21 protein-coding genes are annotated in these 20,419 nt (G+C 63.9%); 12 read left to right on the plus strand and 9 right to left on the minus strand.

All coding sequences use genetic code 11. From position 1 onward, the window contains the following. The first annotated feature begins 140 nt into the window (after window positions 1–140). From ACMDCR_RS02925 to ACMDCR_RS02960, 8 genes are all read left to right on the plus strand, one after another. Entirely contained in the window at window positions 141–998 is an 858-nt protein-coding gene (locus ACMDCR_RS02925; protein WP_413991087.1) for a DeoR/GlpR family DNA-binding transcription regulator, read from the plus strand. Window positions 999–1,328: 330 nt separating this feature from the next. Then, window positions 1,329–2,849, plus strand: coding sequence for an FGGY-family carbohydrate kinase (locus ACMDCR_RS02930; RefSeq protein WP_413991088.1), 1,521 nt, complete (start codon window positions 1,329–1,331; stop codon window positions 2,847–2,849). Next, entirely contained in the window at window positions 2,846–3,622 is a 777-nt protein-coding gene (locus ACMDCR_RS02935; RefSeq protein WP_413991089.1) for a DeoR/GlpR family DNA-binding transcription regulator, read from the plus strand. Before ACMDCR_RS02930 ends, ACMDCR_RS02935 begins: the two co-directional genes overlap by 4 nt. Window positions 3,623–3,630: 8 nt before the next feature. Then, entirely contained in the window at window positions 3,631–5,337 is a 1,707-nt protein-coding gene (locus ACMDCR_RS02940; RefSeq protein ID WP_413993812.1) for a glycerol-3-phosphate dehydrogenase/oxidase, read from the plus strand. Between the two features lie 183 nt (window positions 5,338–5,520). Continuing rightward, window positions 5,521–6,231, plus strand: a complete 711-nt coding sequence (locus ACMDCR_RS02945) for a ribonuclease activity regulator RraA (protein ID WP_413991090.1) — start codon at window positions 5,521–5,523, stop codon at window positions 6,229–6,231. A gap of 142 nt (window positions 6,232–6,373) precedes the next feature. Further along, on the plus strand, window positions 6,374–7,468 hold the full coding sequence (gene tsaD / locus ACMDCR_RS02950; protein ID WP_413991091.1) for a tRNA (adenosine(37)-N6)-threonylcarbamoyltransferase complex transferase subunit TsaD: 1,095 nt from the start codon (window positions 6,374–6,376) through the stop codon (window positions 7,466–7,468). After that, window positions 7,465–8,460, plus strand: coding sequence for an NAD(P)H-dependent glycerol-3-phosphate dehydrogenase (locus ACMDCR_RS02955; RefSeq protein WP_413991092.1), 996 nt, complete (start codon window positions 7,465–7,467; stop codon window positions 8,458–8,460). The genes tsaD and ACMDCR_RS02955 overlap by 4 nt, the downstream gene beginning before the upstream one ends. An 85-nt stretch (window positions 8,461–8,545) precedes the next feature. After that, a complete protein-coding gene (locus ACMDCR_RS02960) occupies window positions 8,546–8,896 on the plus strand; it encodes a RidA family protein (protein ID WP_413991093.1) in 351 nt (116 codons plus the stop codon). Window positions 8,897–9,004: 108 nt separating this feature from the next. On the opposite strand, the gene ACMDCR_RS02965 is transcribed toward ACMDCR_RS02960, so the two are convergent. From ACMDCR_RS02965 to ACMDCR_RS02990, 6 genes are all read right to left on the minus strand, one after another. Beyond that, on the minus strand, window positions 9,005–9,961 hold the full coding sequence (locus ACMDCR_RS02965; RefSeq protein ID WP_413991094.1) for a tyrosine recombinase XerC: 957 nt from the start codon (window positions 9,959–9,961) through the stop codon (window positions 9,005–9,007). Between the two features lie 96 nt (window positions 9,962–10,057). After that, window positions 10,058–10,390, minus strand: a complete 333-nt coding sequence (locus tag ACMDCR_RS02970; RefSeq protein WP_413991095.1) for a helix-turn-helix domain-containing protein — start codon at window positions 10,388–10,390, stop codon at window positions 10,058–10,060. Beyond that, window positions 10,377–10,502, minus strand: coding sequence for a hypothetical protein (locus ACMDCR_RS02975; RefSeq protein WP_413991096.1), 126 nt, complete (start codon window positions 10,500–10,502; stop codon window positions 10,377–10,379). Before ACMDCR_RS02975 ends, ACMDCR_RS02970 begins: the two co-directional genes overlap by 14 nt. Window positions 10,503–10,508: 6 nt before the next feature. Next, complete coding sequence (locus tag ACMDCR_RS02980; RefSeq protein ID WP_413991097.1) at window positions 10,509–10,706, minus strand: addiction module toxin RelE; 198 nt, start codon at window positions 10,704–10,706, stop codon at window positions 10,509–10,511. Between the two features lie 75 nt (window positions 10,707–10,781). Then, window positions 10,782–12,074 carry a multidrug effflux MFS transporter gene (locus tag ACMDCR_RS02985; protein ID WP_413991098.1) on the minus strand — a complete coding sequence of 431 codons (1,293 nt, stop codon included), beginning with the start codon at window positions 12,072–12,074 and terminating at the stop codon, window positions 10,782–10,784. Window positions 12,075–12,307: 233 nt separating this feature from the next. Next, complete coding sequence (locus ACMDCR_RS02990; RefSeq protein ID WP_413991099.1) at window positions 12,308–13,135, minus strand: lauroyl acyltransferase; 828 nt, start codon at window positions 13,133–13,135, stop codon at window positions 12,308–12,310. A gap of 508 nt (window positions 13,136–13,643) precedes the next feature. Between ACMDCR_RS02990 and ACMDCR_RS02995 the strand changes: the two genes are divergently transcribed. Then, complete coding sequence (locus ACMDCR_RS02995) at window positions 13,644–15,362, plus strand: VanW family protein (protein WP_413991100.1); 1,719 nt, start codon at window positions 13,644–13,646, stop codon at window positions 15,360–15,362. 171 nt (window positions 15,363–15,533) lie between these two features. Then, window positions 15,534–15,893, plus strand: a complete 360-nt coding sequence (locus ACMDCR_RS03000) for a hypothetical protein (RefSeq protein ID WP_413991101.1) — start codon at window positions 15,534–15,536, stop codon at window positions 15,891–15,893. Between the two features lie 26 nt (window positions 15,894–15,919). On the opposite strand, the gene ACMDCR_RS03005 is transcribed toward ACMDCR_RS03000, so the two are convergent. Both ACMDCR_RS03005 and ACMDCR_RS03010 read right to left on the minus strand, forming a co-directional pair. Then, the gene (locus tag ACMDCR_RS03005; protein ID WP_413991102.1) at window positions 15,920–16,951 is read right to left on the minus strand and encodes a DUF1254 domain-containing protein; all 1,032 of its coding nucleotides are present in this window, start codon (window positions 16,949–16,951) and stop codon (window positions 15,920–15,922) included. A 17-nt stretch (window positions 16,952–16,968) separates the two neighbouring features. Then, window positions 16,969–18,381 (minus strand): DUF1254 domain-containing protein, encoded by a 1,413-nt coding sequence (locus ACMDCR_RS03010; RefSeq protein WP_413991103.1) that lies wholly within the window; start codon window positions 18,379–18,381, stop codon window positions 16,969–16,971. 262 nt (window positions 18,382–18,643) lie between these two features. Here ACMDCR_RS03010 and ACMDCR_RS03015 point away from each other — a divergent pair, with 262 nt between their 5' ends. Together ACMDCR_RS03015 and ACMDCR_RS03020 are read left to right on the plus strand one after the other, a co-directional pair. Then, window positions 18,644–18,889 (plus strand): hypothetical protein, encoded by a 246-nt coding sequence (locus ACMDCR_RS03015; RefSeq protein WP_413991104.1) that lies wholly within the window; start codon window positions 18,644–18,646, stop codon window positions 18,887–18,889. A gap of 87 nt (window positions 18,890–18,976) precedes the next feature. Then, on the plus strand, window positions 18,977–19,819 hold the full coding sequence (locus tag ACMDCR_RS03020) for a hypothetical protein (RefSeq protein WP_413991105.1): 843 nt from the start codon (window positions 18,977–18,979) through the stop codon (window positions 19,817–19,819). 78 nt (window positions 19,820–19,897) lie between these two features. Here ACMDCR_RS03020 and ACMDCR_RS03025 read toward each other — a convergent pair whose 3' ends face one another. After that, window positions 19,898–20,263: a hypothetical protein gene (locus ACMDCR_RS03025; protein WP_413991106.1), complete on the minus strand. Its 366-nt coding sequence runs from the start codon at window positions 20,261–20,263 to the stop codon at window positions 19,898–19,900. Between the last annotated feature and the right edge of the window lie 156 nt (window positions 20,264–20,419).

The raw sequence follows: 20,419 nt of genomic DNA on the forward strand, positions 1-20,419 counted from the left end.
GAGCGCGCGCTCCCCTATTCTGGCTTCCACCATAGGGGCCACGCGCGATTGTCGGGTGTAAGCCCGCATCGCTGATCTTCGCCCTTTGCGATCTCGATCACGGACGTGGTATCCCCGTCCTAGACTATGGTGCAGGCAAGATGAATACCCTCGAAGACGACGATCAGAGCGACGCCCCCCTGGGGCAGGAGCCCGTACAGGGTGATTCCCGTCTGGCACGCCAGGTTGCGCGGCGGCAGTCGATTACCGAAGCGGTGATGGCCGAGGGATCGATGCGCATCGAGGATCTCGCCGAACGCTTCGGCATCAGCCTGATGACGGTGCATCGCGACCTCGACGAACTGGTCAGCCGCGGCATCCTGCGCAAGACGCGCGGCATCGCCTCGGCCGCACCGACCAGCCTGATCGAATCGAGCGATGTCTATCGCTTCAGCCGGCAGCTGGCTGAGAAGAAGGCGATCGCTTTCGCCGCCATGCGCTTCGTCGAGCCGGGGCAGGCGATCTTCCTCGATGATTCCACCACCGTGCTGCAGATGGCCCAGCATTTCCCCGCCAAGGTGCCGCTGACTGTGATCACCAACTCGCTGACCCTGATGAACGAGCTCAAGGGCATGCGCGACCTTACTTTGCTCGGCCTCGGCGGCCAGTATTACAACTGGTGCAACGCCTTCATGGGGCGCATGACCTCGCACGAGACTTCCTATCTGCGCGCCGACACGCTGTTCATGTCGATGTCCGCCATCACCGACGACATCGTCTTCCACCAGTTCCTGGAGATGGTGGACACCAAGCGCGCGATGTTCGATTCGGCCTCGACGCGCATCCTGCTGGCCGACCACACCAAGTTCGACCGCCGCGCTTTGCACGGCTTCGGCCCGCTGACCAATTTCGACATCGTCATCGTCGACGACGGCACCCCGCCCGTGCATCTCGACCGCATGCGCGCCAAGGGCATCAACGTCGTGGTGGCCCCAACGAAGGGTGTGGAGGGGGCCTGAAGCTTCCTGAGCATTTGCTTCAACGGCTCACGAAGAAGCGCAACGGCCGCCGTCATTCCGGCCGAAGAGCCGGAATCCATGAACATTGCCATTACGGGACATGCGCTCCCCACGTCTGCTCTTTCGTCAGTGCCTGTGTTCATGGATTCCGGCGTTCCGCTTCGCTCCAGCCGGAAAGACATCGGTTGCGCCTCCCAGGCTTAGCCAGCGCCCGTCCTACTTCACCGAGAACGTTACAATATCAAGGTTGTAACACTTATTCTCGTGACATTCTCATAAAATCATGTTCATTTTCTTCCCATATCCCATCCATGACAGGGAAGCGTTTGCATGCCCAGCTTGCTCGGTATCGACAATGGCCTCACCATCACCAAGGCGGTGGTCTTCGACGTGGATGGCGGCCAGCTTTCGGTGGCGCGCCGGCGCGTGCCGCAGTCGATGCCGGCGCCGCGCTTCGTCGAGCGTGACATGGCGGGGCTGTGGCGGGCGACTGCGGAGGCGATCCGCGAGGCGATCGCGCTCAGTGGCCGGCCCACCCAGGATATCAAGGCCGTGGCGGCGACCGCGCATGGTGACGGCGTCTATCTCCTCGATGCCGAGCGCCGGCCGCTCGCGCCCGGCATCCTTTCGCTCGACAGCCGCGCCGGCACGGTGGTCGAGAGATGGGAGAAGGAGGGCCTGTTCGGGAAGGCCCTCGCCGAGACCGGGCAGATGCCGCACGTCTCCGCGCCTTCTGCCCTGCTGGGCTGGTTCAGGGAGAACCAACCGGAGCTTTACGGCAAGATCGGCCATGTCCTCGCCTGCAAGGATTGGCTGCGCTTCTGCCTTACCGGCACGCTTGGCACCGACAGGACAGAGGCCAGCACTTCCTTCACCAATGTGCACAGCCAGGACTATTCGCCCGAGGCGCTGCGCCTCTACGGCCTCGAGGCCATCCGGGGCGCACTGCCGCAGATCAGCCATTCCGCCGAGATCGTCGGGGAAGTGACGGCCGAGGCCGCGGAACTGACCGGGCTTGCAAGGGGCACGCCTGTCGCCAGTGGCTTGCACGACGTCACCGCATCGGCGCTCGGCATCGGTGGGCATGAAGACGATGTCGTCAGCATCGTCGCCGGCACTTATTCGATCAATGAGGTGGTCTCGGCAGCGCCCAAGCTCGATGCACGCTGGTTCTGCCGCAGTGCCATCGCGCCCGGGCGCTGGAACAACATGTCGATCTCACCGGCCTCGGCCGCCAATTACGACTGGTTCCTTGATACGCTCTGCCGGGGCGACCAGGCCGAGGCTGCCTCCACCGGCGCCTCCATCCATGCCCGGCTCGGAACGGAGATCGACGCGGCCCTGAAACGGCCTTCGACCGTCCTGTTCCATCCCTATCTGTTCGGCTCGCCCTTCGGCAATCTCGCCAGCGCCAGCTTTGTCGGCCTCCATGGCTGGCATGATCGCGGCGACATGCTCAAGGCCGTGCTCGAAGGCATCGTGTTCAACCACCGCTACCATGTCGAGGCGCTTCGCCAGGGCTTTGCCTGCCGGGAGGTTCGCCTCACCGGCGGTGTCTCGCGCAATGCCGCCTTCGCCCAGATGTTCGCCGACGCGCTGAACCTGCCGGTCACGGTGGCGGATGTCGACGAGGCGGCGGCCTTCGGGGCGGCGCTCTGCGCCGGCGCGGCGGTCGGCTTGTTCTCTTCACCACAAGAAGGGGCGCGCGCCATGGTCGCCAGGGCCCATATCTTCGAACCTGATCAGGCTCGGAGCAGGCTCTATGACGAGCGTTACGCCGTCTATGCCGGCATCGCCGAAGCCCTCAAGCCGCACTGGGCCCGGCTGGAAAGCCTGGGGTATCAGGCATGAGCAAGGCGGATGACCGGCGCCAGGACATCGCCGACTATGTTATGCGGCAGGGCCAGGTCCGCATCGAGGATCTGGTCAGCCATTTCGGCGTGTCGCGCATGACCATCCATCGGCATGTCGACCAGCTCGCGCAACAGGGGATCATCCGCAAGCTCCATGGCATGGTCACTGTACTGCCGTCCGGCGTTTATGAGAGCACCTTTCGCTATCGCCAGGGCATCGGGCGGCTGGAAAAGGAGGCCCTGGCCAGGGCCGCCCTTACGCATGTCGAGGCCGGACAAGTCGTCATGCTCGACGATTCCTCCACCGCCGGATCGACGGCGCCGCTCCTGGCCGAGGTCAAGCCGCTGACCGTGATCACCAACTCCGTCCATGCCGGCACGGTGCTGATGGAAGCCGGGGATGTCGATTTCATCTGCCTCGGCGGCCAGTACCACCCAACCTACAATGCCTATATCGGCCTGCTCTGCGAGAACGCCATCGCCGGACTCCGGGCCAACCTGTTGATCTGCTCGGCCTCGGCCGTATCTGGCCGCACGGCCTATATCCAGGACCAGCATGTCGTGCGGGTGAAGCAGGCGATGATGCGGGCCTGCGCGAAGCGGATCCTGCTGCTTGAGGCCGCCAAGTTCGACAAGATCGCCCTGCATGCCCTCGACGACCTCAGCACCTTCGATGCCGTGCTGGTTACCGATGGCCTTCCGGCGGCGATCGCCCACCAGCTCCAGGAGGCCGGCGTGCGGCTTCAGATCGTCAAGACGGTGACAGCATGAGCGAGACGATGAAGAACAGTCCCGATGCGGTGGAACGCGCCGAGACGATTGCGCGATCGGGCGCTATCGACGTGGTCATCCTCGGCGCCGGCATCAACGGCGCCGGCCTGTTTCGCGACCTCAGCGCACAGGGTGTCAGCTGCGTGCTCGTCGACAAGGGCGATTTCGGCTCCGGCACCAGCGCCGCGCCCTCGCGACTGATCCATGGCGGGCTGAAATATCTCGAAACCGGCGAGTTCGGCCTGGTGGCACAGTCCACCCTTGAGCGCAATCTCCTGCTCAGGAACGCGCCGCATTGCGTCACGCCGCTTCCGACAGTCATCCCGATCTTCTCCTGGACCAAGGGCATCGGCGCGGCGCTACGCACGCTTTTCGGCTCCAGAAGCGCCCCGCGAAGCCGCGGCGCCCTGCTGATCAAGGCGGGCCTGGCGATCTACGACCATTACGGCTCGCGCAATCGCGTGATGCCGCGCCACCGCATGGTCGGCCGGCGCACGGCGCTGAGCGAAATGCCGGCACTCACCCCCTCGATCGTGGCGACGGGCACCTATTACGACGCCAAGGTGAGCCTGCCCGAGCGCCTGGTCTATGAACTCGTCGCTGATGGAATGGCGGCCAATCCCGGCTCGGCGGCACTCAACTACACCGGTCTTGCTTCATCCGAGGACGGGGTGCTCACCTTTCAGCCGCAGGCGGGGGCCGATCCCATCTCGATCAAGCCGAAGCTCGTGGTCAATGCCGCCGGGCCCTGGATCGACCATGTGAACGCGGCCCTTGGCGCGCCCTCCAGAATGATCGGCGGCACCAAGGGCTCGCATATCCTGCTCAGGCATGATGCACTCATCAAGGCGCTCAAGGGGCAGATGATCTATTTCGAGGCCGATGACGGGCGCATTTGCCTGGTCTACGACTATCTCGGCCTTGCCCTTGTCGGTTCCACCGACATCCCGGCCGACAATCCGGACACGGTGAAGGCCGACCAGGCGGAGATCGACTATCTGATCGCCAGTCTCCGCTCGCTGCTGCCGGGTCTGGAATTCGATCACTCCCAGATCGTCTACGCCTATGCCGGTATCCGCCCGTTGCCGGCCTCGAATGCGGCGGTGCCGGGCCTGATCAGCCGCGACCATTCCGCGCCGGTGCTGGAGCCGGACGACTCGCGTCCCTTCCCGATCATCTCGCTGGTCGGCGGCAAGTGGACGACCTTTCGCGGCTTTGCCGAGGAGGTCGCCGACAACGTGCTCAAGCGCCTCGGCAAGAACCGCTCGGCCAGCACGAGGACGCTGGCGATCGGCGGCGGCAAGGATTTCCCGCCTGATGCAGCCGCCCGCGCCACTTGGCTCGCCCAGGCGGCTGGAGCGTCCGGCCTGTCGCGGGAACGTCTGGAAACCCTGCTCGCCCGCTACGGTACCACCGCGCTGCCGGTCGCCCACCATTGCGCCGCCAGCAGTCGAAGCGAGGAGATGCTACGGGCCAGTTCCTACAGCCTGGCCGAGATTGAATATATAGCCGGCAAAGAGCAAGTCGGGCATCTCGCCGACATCGTGATGCGGCGCACGGCGCTCGCCATCACAGGTTCGCTCAACCGGCATGACCTCGAAATCATTGCCCGCGTGGCCGGGGACGTGCTGGGCTGGAAGCAAGAGCGCATCGCCACGGAGGTGGAGAGCGTCGTCAGCCTACTCGGGGAGCGGAACCTGCTGAAGATCGAGTAGCGGTGAGCTCTCATAGCCGAGGAGGGCGCGCCAAACACCGAGTGGCGGTCTCCGACCGCCGTCTTCCCCTCCTGCAAACTCTTCGGCTCGAGGATGGCGGTCGGAGACCGCCACTCCAAAGAAAGTCGTCGCCAACCGGTCGGAGGGCGGGATACTTCAATCCCATCGTAATTCGAGGTCCCCATGCCGCTTGATCCAGCCCAGATCGAAACCCTGTCCAGGATTTCCACCGCAACCTTGACCACGGTCCTGCTCAAGAAGGGCCTGCGCAATGTCTGGATGCGCGGCACCAAGCCGCTCACGACCGGGCAGCCTCGTATCGTCGGACCGGCCTTCACCCTGCGCTTCGTGCCGGCACGCGAAGATCTGGCCACGCCCGCAAGCTGGGCCTCGCCCACCTCGACCCGCGCCGCCATCGAGGCGATGCCGAAGGGTGTTGTCGCCGTGGTCGATGCCATGGGCATAGAGGATGCCGGCATCTTCGGCGACATCCTGTGTGGGCGTATGCAGAAGCGCGGCGTCGTCGCCCTCGTCACCGACGGCGTGGTGCGCGATGCCGCTGGCGTTCTGCAGACCGGCCTGCCCGTCTGGTGCAACGGCGTCGCCGCTCCACCCTCGGTAGCGGGTCTCACCTTCGTCGGCTGGCAGCAGCCGATCGGCTGCGGCGGCGTCGCAGTGTTCCCTGACGATGTGGTGGTGAGCGACGACGACGGCGCAGTGGTTATCCCGGCAGCCTTCCTCGGCGAACTCCTGGCGGAGGCACCGGAGCAGGAGCGGGCGGAAGCCTGGATCATGAAGCAGGTGGAGGCTGGGGCTGCTCTTCCGGGCCTCTATCCGATGAACGCCGAGATCAAGGCACGATATGAGCAGGCGAAGGAGGACGGTGAGGCGTGAAGCAATCGTAGCAGGAAAAGGCGCGACGCAAGGCCTCCCCCTGCCAGCCCTGCTCCTCACGCAACCCAGCCCTGTGACCCTATCCCCCACCCCATATCGTGCTATAGGAAACCAACCCCTTACCTACGGTACCGCCTCCCCCATGCTTGTTCTTGGCATCGAAACCACCTGCGATGAAACGGCCGCCGCCATCGTGTTGCGCAACCAGGATGGCGAGGGACAGATCCTCTCCAATGTCGTGCTGTCGCAGATCGCCGAGCATGCCGCCTATGGCGGCGTGGTGCCGGAGATCGCGGCACGCGCCCATGCCGAGGTGATCGACCACATCATCGAGCAGGCGATGGAGGAAGCCGATGTGCGCTTCGACCACCTCGACGCCATCGCCGCCGCCGCAGGGCCGGGCCTGATCGGCGGCGTCATCGTCGGCCTCACCACGGCCAAGGCTCTGGCGCTGGCGTTGAACAAGCCGCTGATCGCAGTCAACCACCTGGAGGCGCACGCGCTGACGCCGCGCCTCACCGACCAGGTCGCCTTTCCCTATCTGCTGCTGCTGGCTTCCGGCGGCCACACGCAACTCGTCGCCGTACGCGGCCTCGACGACTATGTGCGCCTGGGCACCACCATCGATGACGCCATCGGGGAGGCCTTCGACAAGGTCTCCAAGATGCTCGGCCTCGGTTACCCCGGCGGGCCGGCGGTGGAGGCGCAGGCGATGAGCGGTGATGCCGCCCGCTTCGCCTTCCCCCGACCGATGCAAGGCCGGCCCGAGCCGAATTTCTCCCTCTCCGGCCTGAAGACGGCGGTGCGCCTGGAAGCCGAGCGCCTCGCCCCTCTCGCCGCCAAGGATATCCGGGACATCTGCGCCTCCTTCCAGGCGGCGGTGGTCGACATGGTAGTAGACCGTACGCGCGTCGGCCTGCGGCGCTTTCGCGATGTTGCCGGCACCGCGCCGACCGCCCTGGTGATCGCCGGGGGCGTCGCCGCCAACCTCGCCATCCGCCGCGGGCTGCAGCGCCTCGGCGCCGAGGCAGGCTTGCGCATCGTCATGCCGCCGCCGGCCTTGTGCACCGACAACGGCGCCATGATCGCCTGGGCCGGAGCGGAGCGCCTTTCCGCCGGCATCACCGACGGGCTTGACACCAGCCCGCGGGCGCGCTGGCCGCTCGATCCCAATGCGCCCGGCTCCGGCAAGGGCGGCCTCGGCCGAGAAGGGGTCGGCAAGGGAGCCAAGGCTTGACTGCGGGCAACGTGAAGATTGTCGGCGTCATTGGCGCGGGGGCCTTCGGCACCGCACTTGCCTGCGCCGCCGCGCGCGCCGGCCGCCAGGTCCGACTCTGGGGCCGCGACGCCGGAGCGATGGCCGAGATGAGCGCGGCGCGGGGAATGCCGAAACTTCCAGGCCTGGCCCTGCCTGCGAGCATACAGCCCACCGCCGACCTCGCCGAAGCGGCGGGAAGCGAGGCGCTGATCCTGGCCGTACCGACGCAAGCCCTGCGTGAAGTCTGCCTGCAGCTTGCCCCTCTGGCGAAGGCAGGCACGCCGGTGATCCTGGCGGCCAAGGGCATCGAGCGGGCGAGCGGCGACTTCGTCTCCGACATCGCCCGCGAGACGCTGCCTGCCTGCCCGCCCCTGGTGCTCTCGGGCCCCGGCTTTGCTGCCGATATCGCCAAGGCCTACCCGACAGCGCTCACCCTCGCCTGTGCCGATGCCGCGCTCGGCCAGCGCCTGGCAAAAGCCATCGGCTCGCCAGCCTTCCGGCTCTACCATTCGACAGATTTGCGCGGCGTCGAGATCGGCGGGTCGGCCAAGAATGTGCTGGCCATCGCGGCGGGCGTCGCGGCCGGGCGTGGCTTCGGCGAAAGCACGGTCGCCGCTTTGCTTGCCCGCAGCTTCGCCGAGCTCACGCGGTTCGGCCTCGCCTTCGGTGCCCGTACCGAGACGCTCGCGGGCCTGTCCGGGCTCGGCGACCTTATCCTCACCGGCACCTCCTCGCGTTCGCGCAACCGCCGCTTTGGCGAGGAACTCGGCAAGGGCATCGGCATCGAGGCGGCCATCCGCGACGTAGGCCTCGCCGAGGGTGTCTGGACGGCCCCGATCCTCGCCAGCATGGCTGACGACAAGGGCGTGGACATGCCGGTCGCCGCCGCCGTGGCCGACCTCGTGGCCGGCAAGGCCAGCATCGACCAGGCCATCGACCGCCTGCTTTCCCGGCCGCTCAGGGCGGAGTAGGCGCAAATCGGTGTGTCCGCGACCTCTATCGCAATCGTCCTGTTTCCATGCCGGTCTGAAGACCAGCAAACCAAAGGATCCTTCCATGACCCTGAAACGCATCGGCGCCGGCAACCGCATGAGCGATGCCGTCATCCATGGCGACAAGATCTACCTCTCCGGCTATATCGCCGAAACCACCGTCGGCAAGTCGGTGAAGGAGCAGACGGAGGACATCCTCGGCCAGATCGACGAGACGCTGAAGGAAGCCGGCAGCGAGAAGACCAAGGTGATCAAGGCCAATATCTGGCTCACCGACATCGGCACCTGGGATCAGATGAACGAAGCCTGGGACGCCTGGGTGGTGCCCGGCCAGGCTCCGGCCCGCGCCACGGTGGAAGCAAAGCTGGCGGGACCGGGGCTTGATGTCGAGATCATGGTGGAAGCGGCCTTGTAGCAGGGAGCGCGGACGTCATCGTCCGCCTCTTGAACCACCAGCGAAGCAAGTTGAGGCTGACCTCTCTCGGTGCGTTCCAAGGGCGAACGAGGACCTACCGGCTCCCAGCTACCCCCGGGCCCTCGGATGCGCGGCCTGGTACACCCGCATCAATTCGCTCGCGTCGACCTTCGTGTAGATCTGCGTGGTCGAGAGGCTGGCATGGCCGAGCAGCTCCTGGATCGAGCGCAGATCCCCGCCCCGGCCGAGCAGATGCGTTGCGAAGGAGTGGCGCAGCGCATGCGGGGTGGCGCTGTCGGGCAGGCCGAGCGCGCCGCGCAGATGCTGCATGGCGAGCTGGATGATGCGCGGGGACAGCGGGCCGCCCCGCGCGCCGACGAAGAGCGGCTCGTCGGGCCCCATCCTGTAGGGCACAAGCTTCAGATAATCCTCCACGGCCCGTGCCACGGGGGCGATCACCGGCACCGAGCGCATCTTCTGGCCCTTGCCGATGACCGTGAGGCTGTCGTGCCCTGCCACCGGCGCATCCTTGCGCAGGAGGCTGAGCGCTTCGGAGATGCGCAGGCCCGCTCCGTAGCACAGCGCCAGCACGGCGGCATCGCGGGCGAGGATCCAGGGCTCGCGCACTTCGCCACCCCGGGTGTCGGCATCGGCCACCTTGCGGGCCGCCTCGGGCGACAGGGGCTTGGGCAGGCTTTGCGGCAGCTTCGGCCCGCGCACGGCCGAGAGCGCCGCGCTGGCGCCATGGCCCTCGCGCTCGAGGAAACGGGCGAAGGCACGGGCGGCGGCAAGCGCCCGCATCAGCGAGCGCGGCTTCAACCCGTCGCTTCGGCGGGCGGACAGGAAGGCACGGACATCGCGCGGCGCCAGGCTTGCGATGTCGTCGAGATCAGGCGGCCCACCGAGATGGCCGGTGAGGAAGCGCAGGAAGGCGGTGACGTCGCGCTCATAGGCCTCGACCGTCTTCGGGCTCATGCGCCGCTCGACGGCCAGATAAGCGAGCCAGCGCCCCTTGGCGGCGACGAGGTTTGGTGCGGCAACGAGCACGGGAGGTAATGCGGTCATGCCACCATCATGCTGCGAAATAGTGAGGGAGTGGTTGAGAGGTGGTGGGAACCCCCTCCTGGCCAGAATTGCGCCGCCGTCGTGGCGGTGTCCAACCTATTCGCCTGGCTCGGCCACCGACAGCGGATCCGCCAGGGCTTCTTCCACTGCCTTGGGATTCTTCTCGATCACACGCAAGAGGGCGCTTGCCGCCGGATCTGGATGGCGACGCCCCTGCTCCCAGCCCTCGAGGGTCCGTGCCGGAATACCGAAGCGTTTCGCAAAATCCTTGGGAGACTTGGAGACGGCCTTGCGGATCGCCTTGACCTGTTCCGCCGTTATGGAGGGGATCTTGCGAACCGGAAGGGCGATCTCTCCCCTCTTCCAGGCGGCCACCTCCTTCAGGCTCTCGATGAGGGCCGCGCCAAATTCCGTTTCAGTCTTGGCCATCTGTGATCTCCTTCATCAAGGCGAGAGCCAGCTTGCGCTCGTCGCCCGTCAAATCCTCCTTCTCCGACTTGGCATAGGCGAAGAGCATCACGGCTACGTCGTCCGCGATCATCAGAAATTAGATCGCACGTCCGCCGCCGCGCTTACCCTTGCTGCGGAGAGCGAATCTGATCTTCCGAATGCCGCCAAGGCCAGGGACAACATCGCCGGCGTGCGGATTGTCGGCGATAGCCTCTTCGAGTGCGGTAACATCCGCCATCGACGCCTTCAATCGCTTGAGATCACGCTCGTAGCGCGACGTACGGAGAATTTCCACGCCCAATCATACGTCATTGGCGGACTTATTCAAGACAAAATACGCCAATGCCGTGATCTGAACGATAGAGACCGCTTACTCGCCCGGCACCATTACCGCGGCACCGTTGCCAGCCGGAACAGGCGCGGACGCCGTGCCGCGGCTGGACCAGACCAGCACCAGGATGCACAGGCTCGACAGGCCGAGATAGCCGCAAGCCAGCGGCACGATGGTGCCGTCATAGGCCTCGCCGATCACGGCGCCGAGCACAGCGCCCATCAGCGTGGTGACGCAGCCGATGAAGGATGAGGCGGTGCCGGCGATGTCGCCCACCGGTTCCATGGCCAGCGCGTTGAAGTTCGGCATGGTGAGGCTGAACAGGAAATGCGCAACTCCCATGGCCAGGCCGAAATAGAGCAGCGGCGGGCGGCCGTTGTAGAGAAGCGCCAAGCCGAGCAGCACCAGCGCCATCAGCCAGAAGCCGACCATGCCGAAGCGCGACAGTGCGATCATGCCGAGCCGCTTCACGAGGCGTGAATTGGCGAAGGACGCCGTGCCCATGCACATGGCAATCAGGGCGAAGGCCAGCGGGAAATAGTGGCCGAGGCCATAGATGTCCGTCTCGAAGATCTGCTGCGCCTGGCCGAGATAGGTCATCAGGCAGCCCATGGCGAGGCCCATCGCCAGCGTGTTGGCGATCGAGGCGCGGGTGGTGGCCACGCGCCTTATGCCCGAGGCTACGTTGGAGAAGGACAGCCGCCGGCGATATTCGGGATGGAGAGTCTCCGGCATGCGCAGGCCGAACCAGAATACCACCACCAGCACCAGGGCCAGCATGCTCATGAAGATGTAGCGCCAGCTGCCAAGCACCAGAAAGGCACTGCCCGTGGCAGGGGCGATCACCGGCACCACGATGAAGATCATCATGGTGAGCGACATCACGCGCGCCATGTCGCGGCCGGCGTAACGGTCACGGATGATGGCGATGGAGAGCACGCGCGCCGCTGCGCCGCCGAGGCCCTGGACGGCACGGGCGACGAGCAGCGTCTCGAAATTATGGGCGAAGATCGCGAGCAGCGCACCGGCCGTATAAATGACGAGGCCGAGCATCAGCACGGTGCGGCGGCCAATGGCGTCGGAGACCGGACCCCACACCAACTGCATGACGGCGAAGCCGCCCATATAGGACGTGAGGATGAGCTGCATGCGGTTGGCATCGGCGATGCCGAAATCGGAGCGGATGGCTTCGAAGGCAGGCAGGAGATTGTCGATCGACAGCGAGATCAGCCCCATCATGAGGGCGATCACCAGGACGAATTCGGCAAAAGACGGTTGGGGACCCTGCTTCAAAGCAGGGTCCGAGGCCGGACCAGCAAGGGGACGGGACATCGTAATCTCAGAAATGCGAAAATCAAAAAACTGGCGGGGCAATAGGGCGGCGCTCAGATATCGATTTACTAGCACGACAATCGTGACCAAAAGGTGATCTATTTGCCACATGGAGCGCAAATCCGCGCAAGAATGGCAGAAAAATTTCATCGGTGAGCAGAGAGTCGGGATGACGGCGCTTCGGGCACAGTGGTGCTAGCTCCGCGCAACGGACGCGACACCCCTCTTGCGCCCTAACCCCAGCGCCTGTGCGCCCACATCCATTGCTCGGGATATTCCCGCACCCATTTTTCGAACAGGCGATGGATATTGCGGGTGGCCTCTGCCACATCGGCATCGCGGTCGCTGGTTTGGGGGATCTCGATCGCTTCCGCCTCGATAAGAAAGCGCACGCCCTGCTTGCGTATGACGCGCGCGGCGACGAGCGAGGCGTCGTTGCCTCTGGCGAGCAGGGCCGGAAAGACGGTCGAGGGGGCCGGGCGATCGAAGAAAGGCACAGACAGGCCGCCGCGATCCCGCAGGTCCGCAAGCAGGGCGATGGCGCCACCTTCACGCACGATGCGCATCAGCTTGCGCCCCACGTCGGCCCCCTTCACGAAGAGACCCCGCGGATAGCGGTCGCGGCGCACCAGGGAGACATAATCATCGACCCTCGGGTTCTTCAGCCGCTGATAGACTCCCGCGACCTTGATGCCGCTATCGACTGTCGGCAGCACAACCAGTTCCCAATTGCCGGTGTGAAGCGAGACAAAGACCACACCCTTGCCGCTCGATTTCATGGCTTCCAGCAGGAGGCCGCTTTTGTTCTCGATCCGTTGGGCCCTGATGATGCGTTCGACCATCAGGCTTTCAGCAAAGGTTCGGCCAAGCTGCATCCACATCGCGCGCGCCATCGCTTCGATTTCGGCTGCATCCTTGGCGGGATAGGCCGCTCGGAGATGTCGTATCGCGCGCTCATGGCGACGCAATCGCGGTGCGATCAAGCGCCAGAGCGTGCCCATGAGCCAAGAGCCGAAATCAAGCGGAAGTAAATGCAGCAGGCCGATCAGGCCGCGCAACATAAAATACTCCGCTGCGTATCTGACCTTACGCCAGCGTCGTCTGTTATTCGAGTTAATCACTGAGGGCCTACTATCGAAACGCACCGCTGAGGCGGTGGTGCCGCTGACCCGTTCGAGCTCCCCGATGCCGATGCAAGCATTACTCGCTATCGGGCGTGGCTGCAACTATCGTCAGTAGCCGCGAGGTGATCCATGAAGCACTGCAGCCCGGGAAGACGGCCGGTGGCACCAGCGACAACCGGCGAGCCGGTCTCCGCCAGCTCCGGTTTACAAGGGCAGGCGGAGATGCCCATCGGTGCTGACCTTGGTCGATAAAGGCGACAGAAACATCGTCATTGCTTCGCGCCGCTGGCAATGACGGGCTCGGATTCCGCCCCTCGACTGCAGAGTTGGCGCCTCTGGGTCGAGATGTCCGCGATCCTGGAATCTCTCCCGTGCATCCGCGCACAGCGGTCCCGTTAACCCTCGGTTAACCTGCCCGGAAGTGTGGAGCGAGCGAGACCCCGCCATGGTTGCCATCCCCCAGCGCAGCGTGCCCAGTCGTACTCACAGCCTCCTCTTCGAGGCCAAGGCCGCCGTCCTGCGCGGCCTGCGCCTTGCCCGCGAGGCCTTTGCCGCGGAGCGCGTTACCAGGCACCGTCCAGCTGCGCTTCTGGCGCAGGCGCCGGTGCTGGCACGGGTATCCTCGCCGCTCTGGAGCAATTTCACAGGCACCAAGGACCGCCAGCTCACCGCCGGCAAGGTGCAGAACCTGCGCCGAGCTCTCAAGGGCCTTGACGGCGTCGAGGTGCCTGCGGGCGAAATCCTCAGCTTCTGGAAGCAGGTCGGCCGGGCCAGCCGCACCCGCGGTTTCGTGCCAGGGCGGGAGTTGCGCGAAGGCTGCCTGATCTCCAGCGTCGGAGGCGGCCTCTGCCAGCTCTCCAATGCGCTCTACGAGGCGGCCCTGCAGGCGGGTTTCGAGATCGTCGAGCGCCACGCCCACAGCCGCGTGGTGCCGGGCTCGCGCGCCCAGCTCGGGCGTGATGCCACGGTGTTCTGGAACTATGTCGATTTCCGCTTCCGCAGCTCTCACGCCTTCCGCATCGAGGCGCGCATGAGCCGCGACCAGCTCGAACTCGTCTTCCGCGGCTTCGGACAGGCGGCTTCGGCCATGCTGCAGCAAGCTCCCGACTTGCTGGGCCAGGAAGCGCATGACTGCTCAAGCTGCGGCCGGCACGACTGCCACCGCAACAATCCCGACCGCCCCCTCCACACCGGCCTGCCCACGGCCTGGTTGGTTGATGCCGGCTGGCCGGAATTCATCGACCTCTTCAAGGCGATGGCGCGCAGGGAAGACGCATTGCTGCGCCCCGCCCGCCTGCCTGGCTCGGCGCGCTATGCCTGGCCAACCGGCCTCGTCGACACGGAGAGGAGCGCGCCGGTCGCTACCCTCCGCCGGTCGCTAGACCTGCGCGGCGCCTCCGGTGGCAGCCTGCAATTGAAGACGATGGCGGCCGATGAACGCCTTGCCGAAGCCTATGCCGCCAGGCTCTCTCACAACCACATCCACCTTGTGGTCGCCCAGAACCTGCTGCCGCATCTGTGGCGCGCCGGCGTGCTCCAGGGGCGCAGCTTCGACGTGCTGATGGAGCGCCTGCCGCTGGACGCGTTGCAGGGCCGTCTCGACGCCGCCGTGCGCCGCCATCCCGAAAGTCCGACGCTAGCCGATTTCCGCGCCTCCGACGCCATCGTCGCCGCCGAGGCCGCTGCGCTGAAAGCCGCCGACCGCCTGTTCACCCCGCACGCCGCCATAGCCGCCCTCGATCCCCGCCGTACCACCTTGCTTGGCTGGGCGCCGGCAAAGCCCCTGCCGGCAAAGAAGGGCGGACGCACCGTGCTCTTTCCTGCCTCCGCCCTCGGCCGCAAGGGCGCCCACGCGCTGCGGGAGGCGATCCAGGGCCTCGACATCGATCTGGCCGTCAAGGGCCATGCGCGCGACTGTCCGGCCTTCTGGGGTAACCTGCCGGCGCGCCTGCTGCCAGCCGGCGAGATCCCAGCCGAGATCGCCGCCGTGGTGCTGCCAGCCTTGGTGGAGCACCAGCCCCGCGCACTCCTCGCTGCGCTCGCCGCCGGCCTTCCTGTAATAGCCACCCCCGCCTGCGGCCTCGCCCCGCAACCGGGCCTGACCCTGGTGCCGGAGGATGATGCCGGCGCCCTGCGCGTGGCGTTGAAAGCCGTTTTGGGATGAGAGCGGCGGCGTGCCTGGTCGCGGGCAGGCATCCAAGCCAGGCCGGCGGGAAGGCGAGTCCGGCGATCATTGAGCCGGTTTAGGTATCCGCTGTAGCCAAAATTGCTAATTGAGCCTGCACCGGAGCCGCTTACCCTGCGGGAGGGGATCGGAAAGGTGCCGTGCGTATCCATGAGCACGTTCGACAAGAGCGGCGGATCCCGCTCGCACGCCGTTCTCGCCAGCGCTGCCGATACCCTATCGACCTTGCTCCTCACCTGCCGGGGGATGAATGCCGAGGATCCCGAGAGAGGCTTTGCCGCGCTTGAAATGATCCAGGGCCATCCGCGTTCGCGCCTTGGCCTCTCCCATGGCGAAGTCGCCCTGATGGTCGAGGCGCTGATCGAGCGATATGTGCCCGAGGTGGAGGCGGCGTGGATCCATTCCAGGCTCTCTGCGAGCGGCCGGCTCCTGTCTCTGATGATAGAGCTGGAGCTGATCGGGGACCTGGACACCACGATCGTCAGCGCAGACTTCAATGCGCTAGCCTAAAAGAACGTTTCGACTTGCGCTTTGCTCTAACGCACGAGCTCAGGGGCGGGGAACGTCCATTTGCCATCGAGAATTGCAGGCCGCGGCCGATAGAGGCGAACCGTATAGTTCCAACCCTTCATGATCGGCAGACAGTTCTGAATTTTTCCATCACAGCCACCGAACTGGATGTCGATCGAGCCGTCACTGCTCTTCTTCGCGGTGATGTTGTTGATCGAGTACGCGCCATACTCGTTCTTTTCGTAATAGCCTTGGGCATTGTAGAGGCTGATCGACCAGAAGCCGTCGACGGGCACGTCCTTGACCTTGAGCGTGTAGACTGTCGTGCCATCATTCTCGGCAGGCGTAACGTTGAGATAGGTCGCGTCCTTGTCTGGATTGCCACCCCAGCCCACAGCGGTTCCGATCAGATGGCGGATCGGATCGACTGCCTGTCTGGTGCCGAACGCCTTCTTGAAATCGGGAATAGTGGAGCCGAGGGCGAGGAGCGCGTCGCGAACCTTCTTCTGGCTGGTCTGATCCCACTCCGGTATCTCGAACTTGCCCTGGTTCTTCTGGCTGACCTGTATGGCATCCTGCAACGCGTGGACCTGATCGACGTCCTTGGGATCGGACGGGTCGACGAGGGTCCTGACTGCCACGGCGACGTAGCGTGTGCCTACCAGTCGCTTGTCCAACTTGTAGGTGCCGGCGCCGTATACGACTTCAGGCACGTAGTGGTCTTCGCTGATGACCTGCATCGACATGAAGCGCTTGCCGGGGTCGGGCAGCGTGATCGTCACCGGGCCGGCGTCGAGATCGAACACTGCGGACGAATAGAGCGTGTCTCGATTGAGACGAATGACATCCTGCTTGTCGATCGACGCCGGCTCCCGGCGATGGTTGAATTTGCCGAGGCCGCCGTCCTTGGCGATGTTCCCCAGATACAGGTCGCTCTCGGCGCGGATGAAATTGTCGACGGTGACGGGCACTGCGTCAGCCGCCAGCGATTGGCCCGCAAGTGCGCCGATTGCGCTGAGCGCCGCGGCAAAGCCGATGGTGATCGGTGCGATCTTCACGCTGCGCTCCTTCATATTCACTGAACCCGTTCCATCGGTGGGGCCTTCCATGTGCCCTTGAGCGCCGCAGGTTTCGGCCAATAGAGGCGCAGTACCGAGAAGAACGGCCCCGTGGGCGCGGGCAGCCAGTTCGCCTCCTTGTCCGCGCCGGGCGACTCGTTCTGGACGTAGAGCGTAATGCCGCCATCGGCGTCCTTCTTCAGGTCCGCCAGCATCGGGGAATTGATCAAATAGCGATTGAGTGGATTGGCATAGAGCAGGCTCGACGGAAGCTGGTAGAGCGTCAGCGACCAGAAGGCGTTGACGGGCGGCAACTGACCCGGCGCAAAGCGAAGCGTGTAGCGATTAGCCCCATCAAGCTTCTGCTTGCCGGCGTCGACGAAATAGACCGGGTAGATCGCTTCATCCTTCGAGTTCCCGTAGATACCGAGAACCGCCGCCGACATACGTTGCATGTAGTCGTTCTTCAGAAATGCCCGGGTGCCGAATCCATCGGCGCTGGAGACCTTGCCCGTATCGATTTGCGTGGTCTTGAACTCGTTGAAGGCCTTCCACCCATCGGCCATGCCGTCGGAGACCGCCTTTTGCATCTCCGGTGAGAGCGCTGCCGCGTCAAAGGATTTGCCGGCTCCGATATTGAGCTTGGCAAAGCGCGCCATGAGCGTTTTCTCGGATGGGTGGGTCGGGCAAAGCTGGAGGATGAAATTCAGCTGGTTGAAGAAGGCTGGCGAGGTCTTCTCCTCCTCAGCACTGAGCGGCTTCACAAAATTGAGCGCCGGCGGAGCCTGCGGTGCCGGTTTGCCAAGAAAGGTCGAGAGCGGCTCGACCTTGTAGCCAGCCTGGATCTTCTTGACGTTGTCGATGTCGCTGGGATTGAAGAGTTGCGTCCGGTAGATGACGAAGGCGAGCTGTGTTTCCGAGCGCAGCACCGTCTTGATGCCGGCTGGCGTCTTGCCCTTCCAGTTCGGTCCGGCGAGAAGATAGCTCGCTGCATTGTTGCCCGTGGCACGGCTGCCGACATAGGCAAAGTTGAACGTGTACATGTCAATGAACTGGAGCGAGTAGTAACGGTCCTTTTCGACGGCGGGCACCGTGAATACCAAGGGCTCTGCACGGAGGTCCGCACCGATAAAGGAATAGGGTGTGTCCGAATTCGGGGTCTGGATGGCCTTGTCGTCGGGCGTGTAGACCCGCGCATTGTTGTGCAGGACGTTCCAGTCGCCCTTATATTCGGGGCTGCCCTTATCGACGAAGTAGGAGTACTGAACCCGGTAGCTGTCGACGAGCGGGAACCCGTAAATCGTCGCCTCCTTCGCGATCGCGCGCGCTTCATCGGGCGAAATGGATTGGCCGCTTGCAAAGGCGGGCACGAAAAGCGCCAGGCCCGCGCCAAGAAGAACTCCCGCGATTACTTCCCGAAAGCTCGCCATCTATTACTCCTGTCGCGAAGGGGGCCGCCTGTCGGTCTTTCCATTGCAGAGGGCCTTCCGGTGAGACGGCTTCGCACCGGCTGGAGGAGCCGGCAACTTTCATCGAGCGCTCTGTGGCGGTCGTTCATTCGGCGAGCGCAAAATGCCATCATCGCTATGACCCTCCAACGCTGTAACGGTAACCGCGCGAACCCGTGCCGATTTCCGTGCACTATGCAACGCTGATGACAGGCCGTCCCTCCTTCGCCTATTGGGGGTTGCCGTGGAGCATGCTCAAAAACGCGGATTAGCTCGGCTTCTGCTTCGTTGGCCCGAATACAGGGTCAATCTCCAGCGACGCGCCAAGGAAGATCCGTATTTGCTCGACTTGATCGGTGCCTACGAAACCGCGTGCGAGGCCGTGGAATATTGGAGTCACGCAGACACCATCGTGGCAAGCGAGCGTGCGGAAGAATACCGGCAACTGCTGATAGCCACCGAGCATGATATCCTGACCAAGATCGTATAGGCCATTTGAAGTAAGGGAATTGTGGACGCTGCTTATACTTTGTGTCAAATTGCCAATGCGTAAATACGAGCAGCCGGGGGTGCTGGTATGATCGTCATAGATAGAGATGCTATTCTAGATGGTAATATTTCAAAGGTTTTGATTGAACGTGCGCTATCGAAGCTTTTGTCAAATGAAAGCCTGCGATTATCGGACCGAAACAGGAAGTTTATTCACTTCGTTGTTAAAGAGGTGATCGCGGGGAGAGGCGAGCGAATAAAAGCCTATTCCATCGGCGTTGATGTATTCGGCCGTGGTGAGGATTTCGATCCAAATATTGACCCGATCGTGCGTATCGAGGCCACACGCTTGCGTTCCGCGCTGGAGGCATATTACAGCGGTCCCGGAGCGAATGATGATGTCAAGATCATCATGAGGCCTGGTAGTTACGTTCCAGTCTTCGAGGGACCCTCGCTGGGGGCTTCTCCGAACCGTCCAAGGCTTGTCGCGTCGGCGCCTGTTCCGCTTCCAAGCCGTCCCATCGTGGTCAGTCATGGGACAGATCCGCGGAACAGACAGGCCTATACCTGTGGCGCGCTGCTGGTGAATGCACTCGCGCAGAAACTGATAGGCAAGTCATACAGGGTCTTTTTCGGCTCACTTCCTAATCAGAAGGGGCGAGGGAGAAGCATCAAGGACATCATGAAGTGCCATGACAGTGTCATCTGCATCGATATCAGCATATTGCCGATAACTGGCGGCAGACGTCATGTCTGGTCCATTTCCGATCTCGAAACGGGAGAGGTATGCAGCCTGGGCGATATGGATCAGGTCAGTGACGAGTTGACCAGCGCATCCTGGGTGAGTGAACTCACGGACAGAATTTTCCGGTCGGTCACTTCGGTAATGGATTTGGCTACTGCAGCGAGGGAGCGGTCAAGGCGCTTGTGACAGGGTGAGGTCATCGACTCCCTCCAGGAAGCCGTGCGCGACAGCGAACTTGGCATCGCCAGCTTGGCTGATAGGGGCCTACTTGCAGCGATTGTAAGTCGTCTGGACGTCGGGGAAGGCGGGATCCATACGCACGATCGTATTGTCGTCCTTGATTTTTATCGTGACCGAGATGTCGCCAAAAATGATCTGCGAGCGGCAATGCAGAAGCAGATTCATTGTATCCCCGGCATCCTTTCGCGAGGTGATGGAACACTGGGAGGTCAGCCCGCTCACCTTGCCTCCCTGCACGATGAAACCCGGCAGGTCGCTGCCCTGATGCTTGGAAAAGACCGTCTTGCCGCCGCGTGTGGTGAAGACATTGCTGCAATTTTCTCCCTCCACGGCCCACGCCCCGTCAAATCGATCCCATGATGCGGCCTGAGCGGCCTGCGATGCGATCATCGCCAGGACCAGGGCACCGGCCAGTCGGGAGTTCGTGGAAACGGAAGGGGACATAGGAAACCTCAACAGTGATCGGCATGCTGATAGTGGCCTCGATGCTCATCGGAGGGCACCCTGTTACGGTTACAGGGTCAACGTATCAAAGTCCTTGTGAAA

It is taken from the genome of Labrys okinawensis (genome assembly GCF_047345005.1).
GTDB classification, from domain to species: Bacteria; Pseudomonadota; Alphaproteobacteria; order Rhizobiales; family Labraceae; genus Labrys; species Labrys okinawensis.

What these genes read in the sequence shown, in the direction of transcription:
- ACMDCR_RS02925 (WP_413991087.1), top strand. Translation starts at nt 141, where the DNA reads ATGAATACCCTCGAAGACGACGATCAGAGCGACGCCCCCCTGGGGCAG.
- ACMDCR_RS02930 (WP_413991088.1), top strand. Translation starts at nt 1,329, where the DNA reads ATGCCCAGCTTGCTCGGTATCGACAATGGCCTCACCATCACCAAGGCG.
- ACMDCR_RS02935 (WP_413991089.1), top strand. Translation starts at nt 2,846, where the DNA reads ATGAGCAAGGCGGATGACCGGCGCCAGGACATCGCCGACTATGTTATG.
- ACMDCR_RS02940 (WP_413993812.1), top strand. Translation starts at nt 3,631, where the DNA reads ATGAAGAACAGTCCCGATGCGGTGGAACGCGCCGAGACGATTGCGCGA.
- ACMDCR_RS02945 (WP_413991090.1), top strand. Translation starts at nt 5,521, where the DNA reads ATGCCGCTTGATCCAGCCCAGATCGAAACCCTGTCCAGGATTTCCACC.
- tsaD (WP_413991091.1), top strand. Translation starts at nt 6,374, where the DNA reads ATGCTTGTTCTTGGCATCGAAACCACCTGCGATGAAACGGCCGCCGCC.
- ACMDCR_RS02960 (WP_413991093.1), top strand. Translation starts at nt 8,546, where the DNA reads ATGACCCTGAAACGCATCGGCGCCGGCAACCGCATGAGCGATGCCGTC.
- ACMDCR_RS02965 (WP_413991094.1), bottom strand. Translation starts at nt 9,961, where the DNA reads ATGACCGCATTACCTCCCGTGCTCGTTGCCGCACCAAACCTCGTCGCC.
- ACMDCR_RS02970 (WP_413991095.1), bottom strand. Translation starts at nt 10,390, where the DNA reads ATGGCCAAGACTGAAACGGAATTTGGCGCGGCCCTCATCGAGAGCCTG.
- ACMDCR_RS02975 (WP_413991096.1), bottom strand. Translation starts at nt 10,502, where the DNA reads ATGATCGCGGACGACGTAGCCGTGATGCTCTTCGCCTATGCCAAGTCG.
- ACMDCR_RS02985 (WP_413991098.1), bottom strand. Translation starts at nt 12,074, where the DNA reads ATGTCCCGTCCCCTTGCTGGTCCGGCCTCGGACCCTGCTTTGAAGCAG.
- ACMDCR_RS02990 (WP_413991099.1), bottom strand. Translation starts at nt 13,135, where the DNA reads ATGTTGCGCGGCCTGATCGGCCTGCTGCATTTACTTCCGCTTGATTTC.
- ACMDCR_RS02995 (WP_413991100.1), top strand. Translation starts at nt 13,644, where the DNA reads ATGGTTGCCATCCCCCAGCGCAGCGTGCCCAGTCGTACTCACAGCCTC.
- ACMDCR_RS03000 (WP_413991101.1), top strand. Translation starts at nt 15,534, where the DNA reads ATGAGCACGTTCGACAAGAGCGGCGGATCCCGCTCGCACGCCGTTCTC.
- ACMDCR_RS03010 (WP_413991103.1), bottom strand. Translation starts at nt 18,381, where the DNA reads ATGGCGAGCTTTCGGGAAGTAATCGCGGGAGTTCTTCTTGGCGCGGGC.
- ACMDCR_RS03020 (WP_413991105.1), top strand. Translation starts at nt 18,977, where the DNA reads ATGATCGTCATAGATAGAGATGCTATTCTAGATGGTAATATTTCAAAG.
- ACMDCR_RS03025 (WP_413991106.1), bottom strand. Translation starts at nt 20,263, where the DNA reads ATGATCGCATCGCAGGCCGCTCAGGCCGCATCATGGGATCGATTTGAC.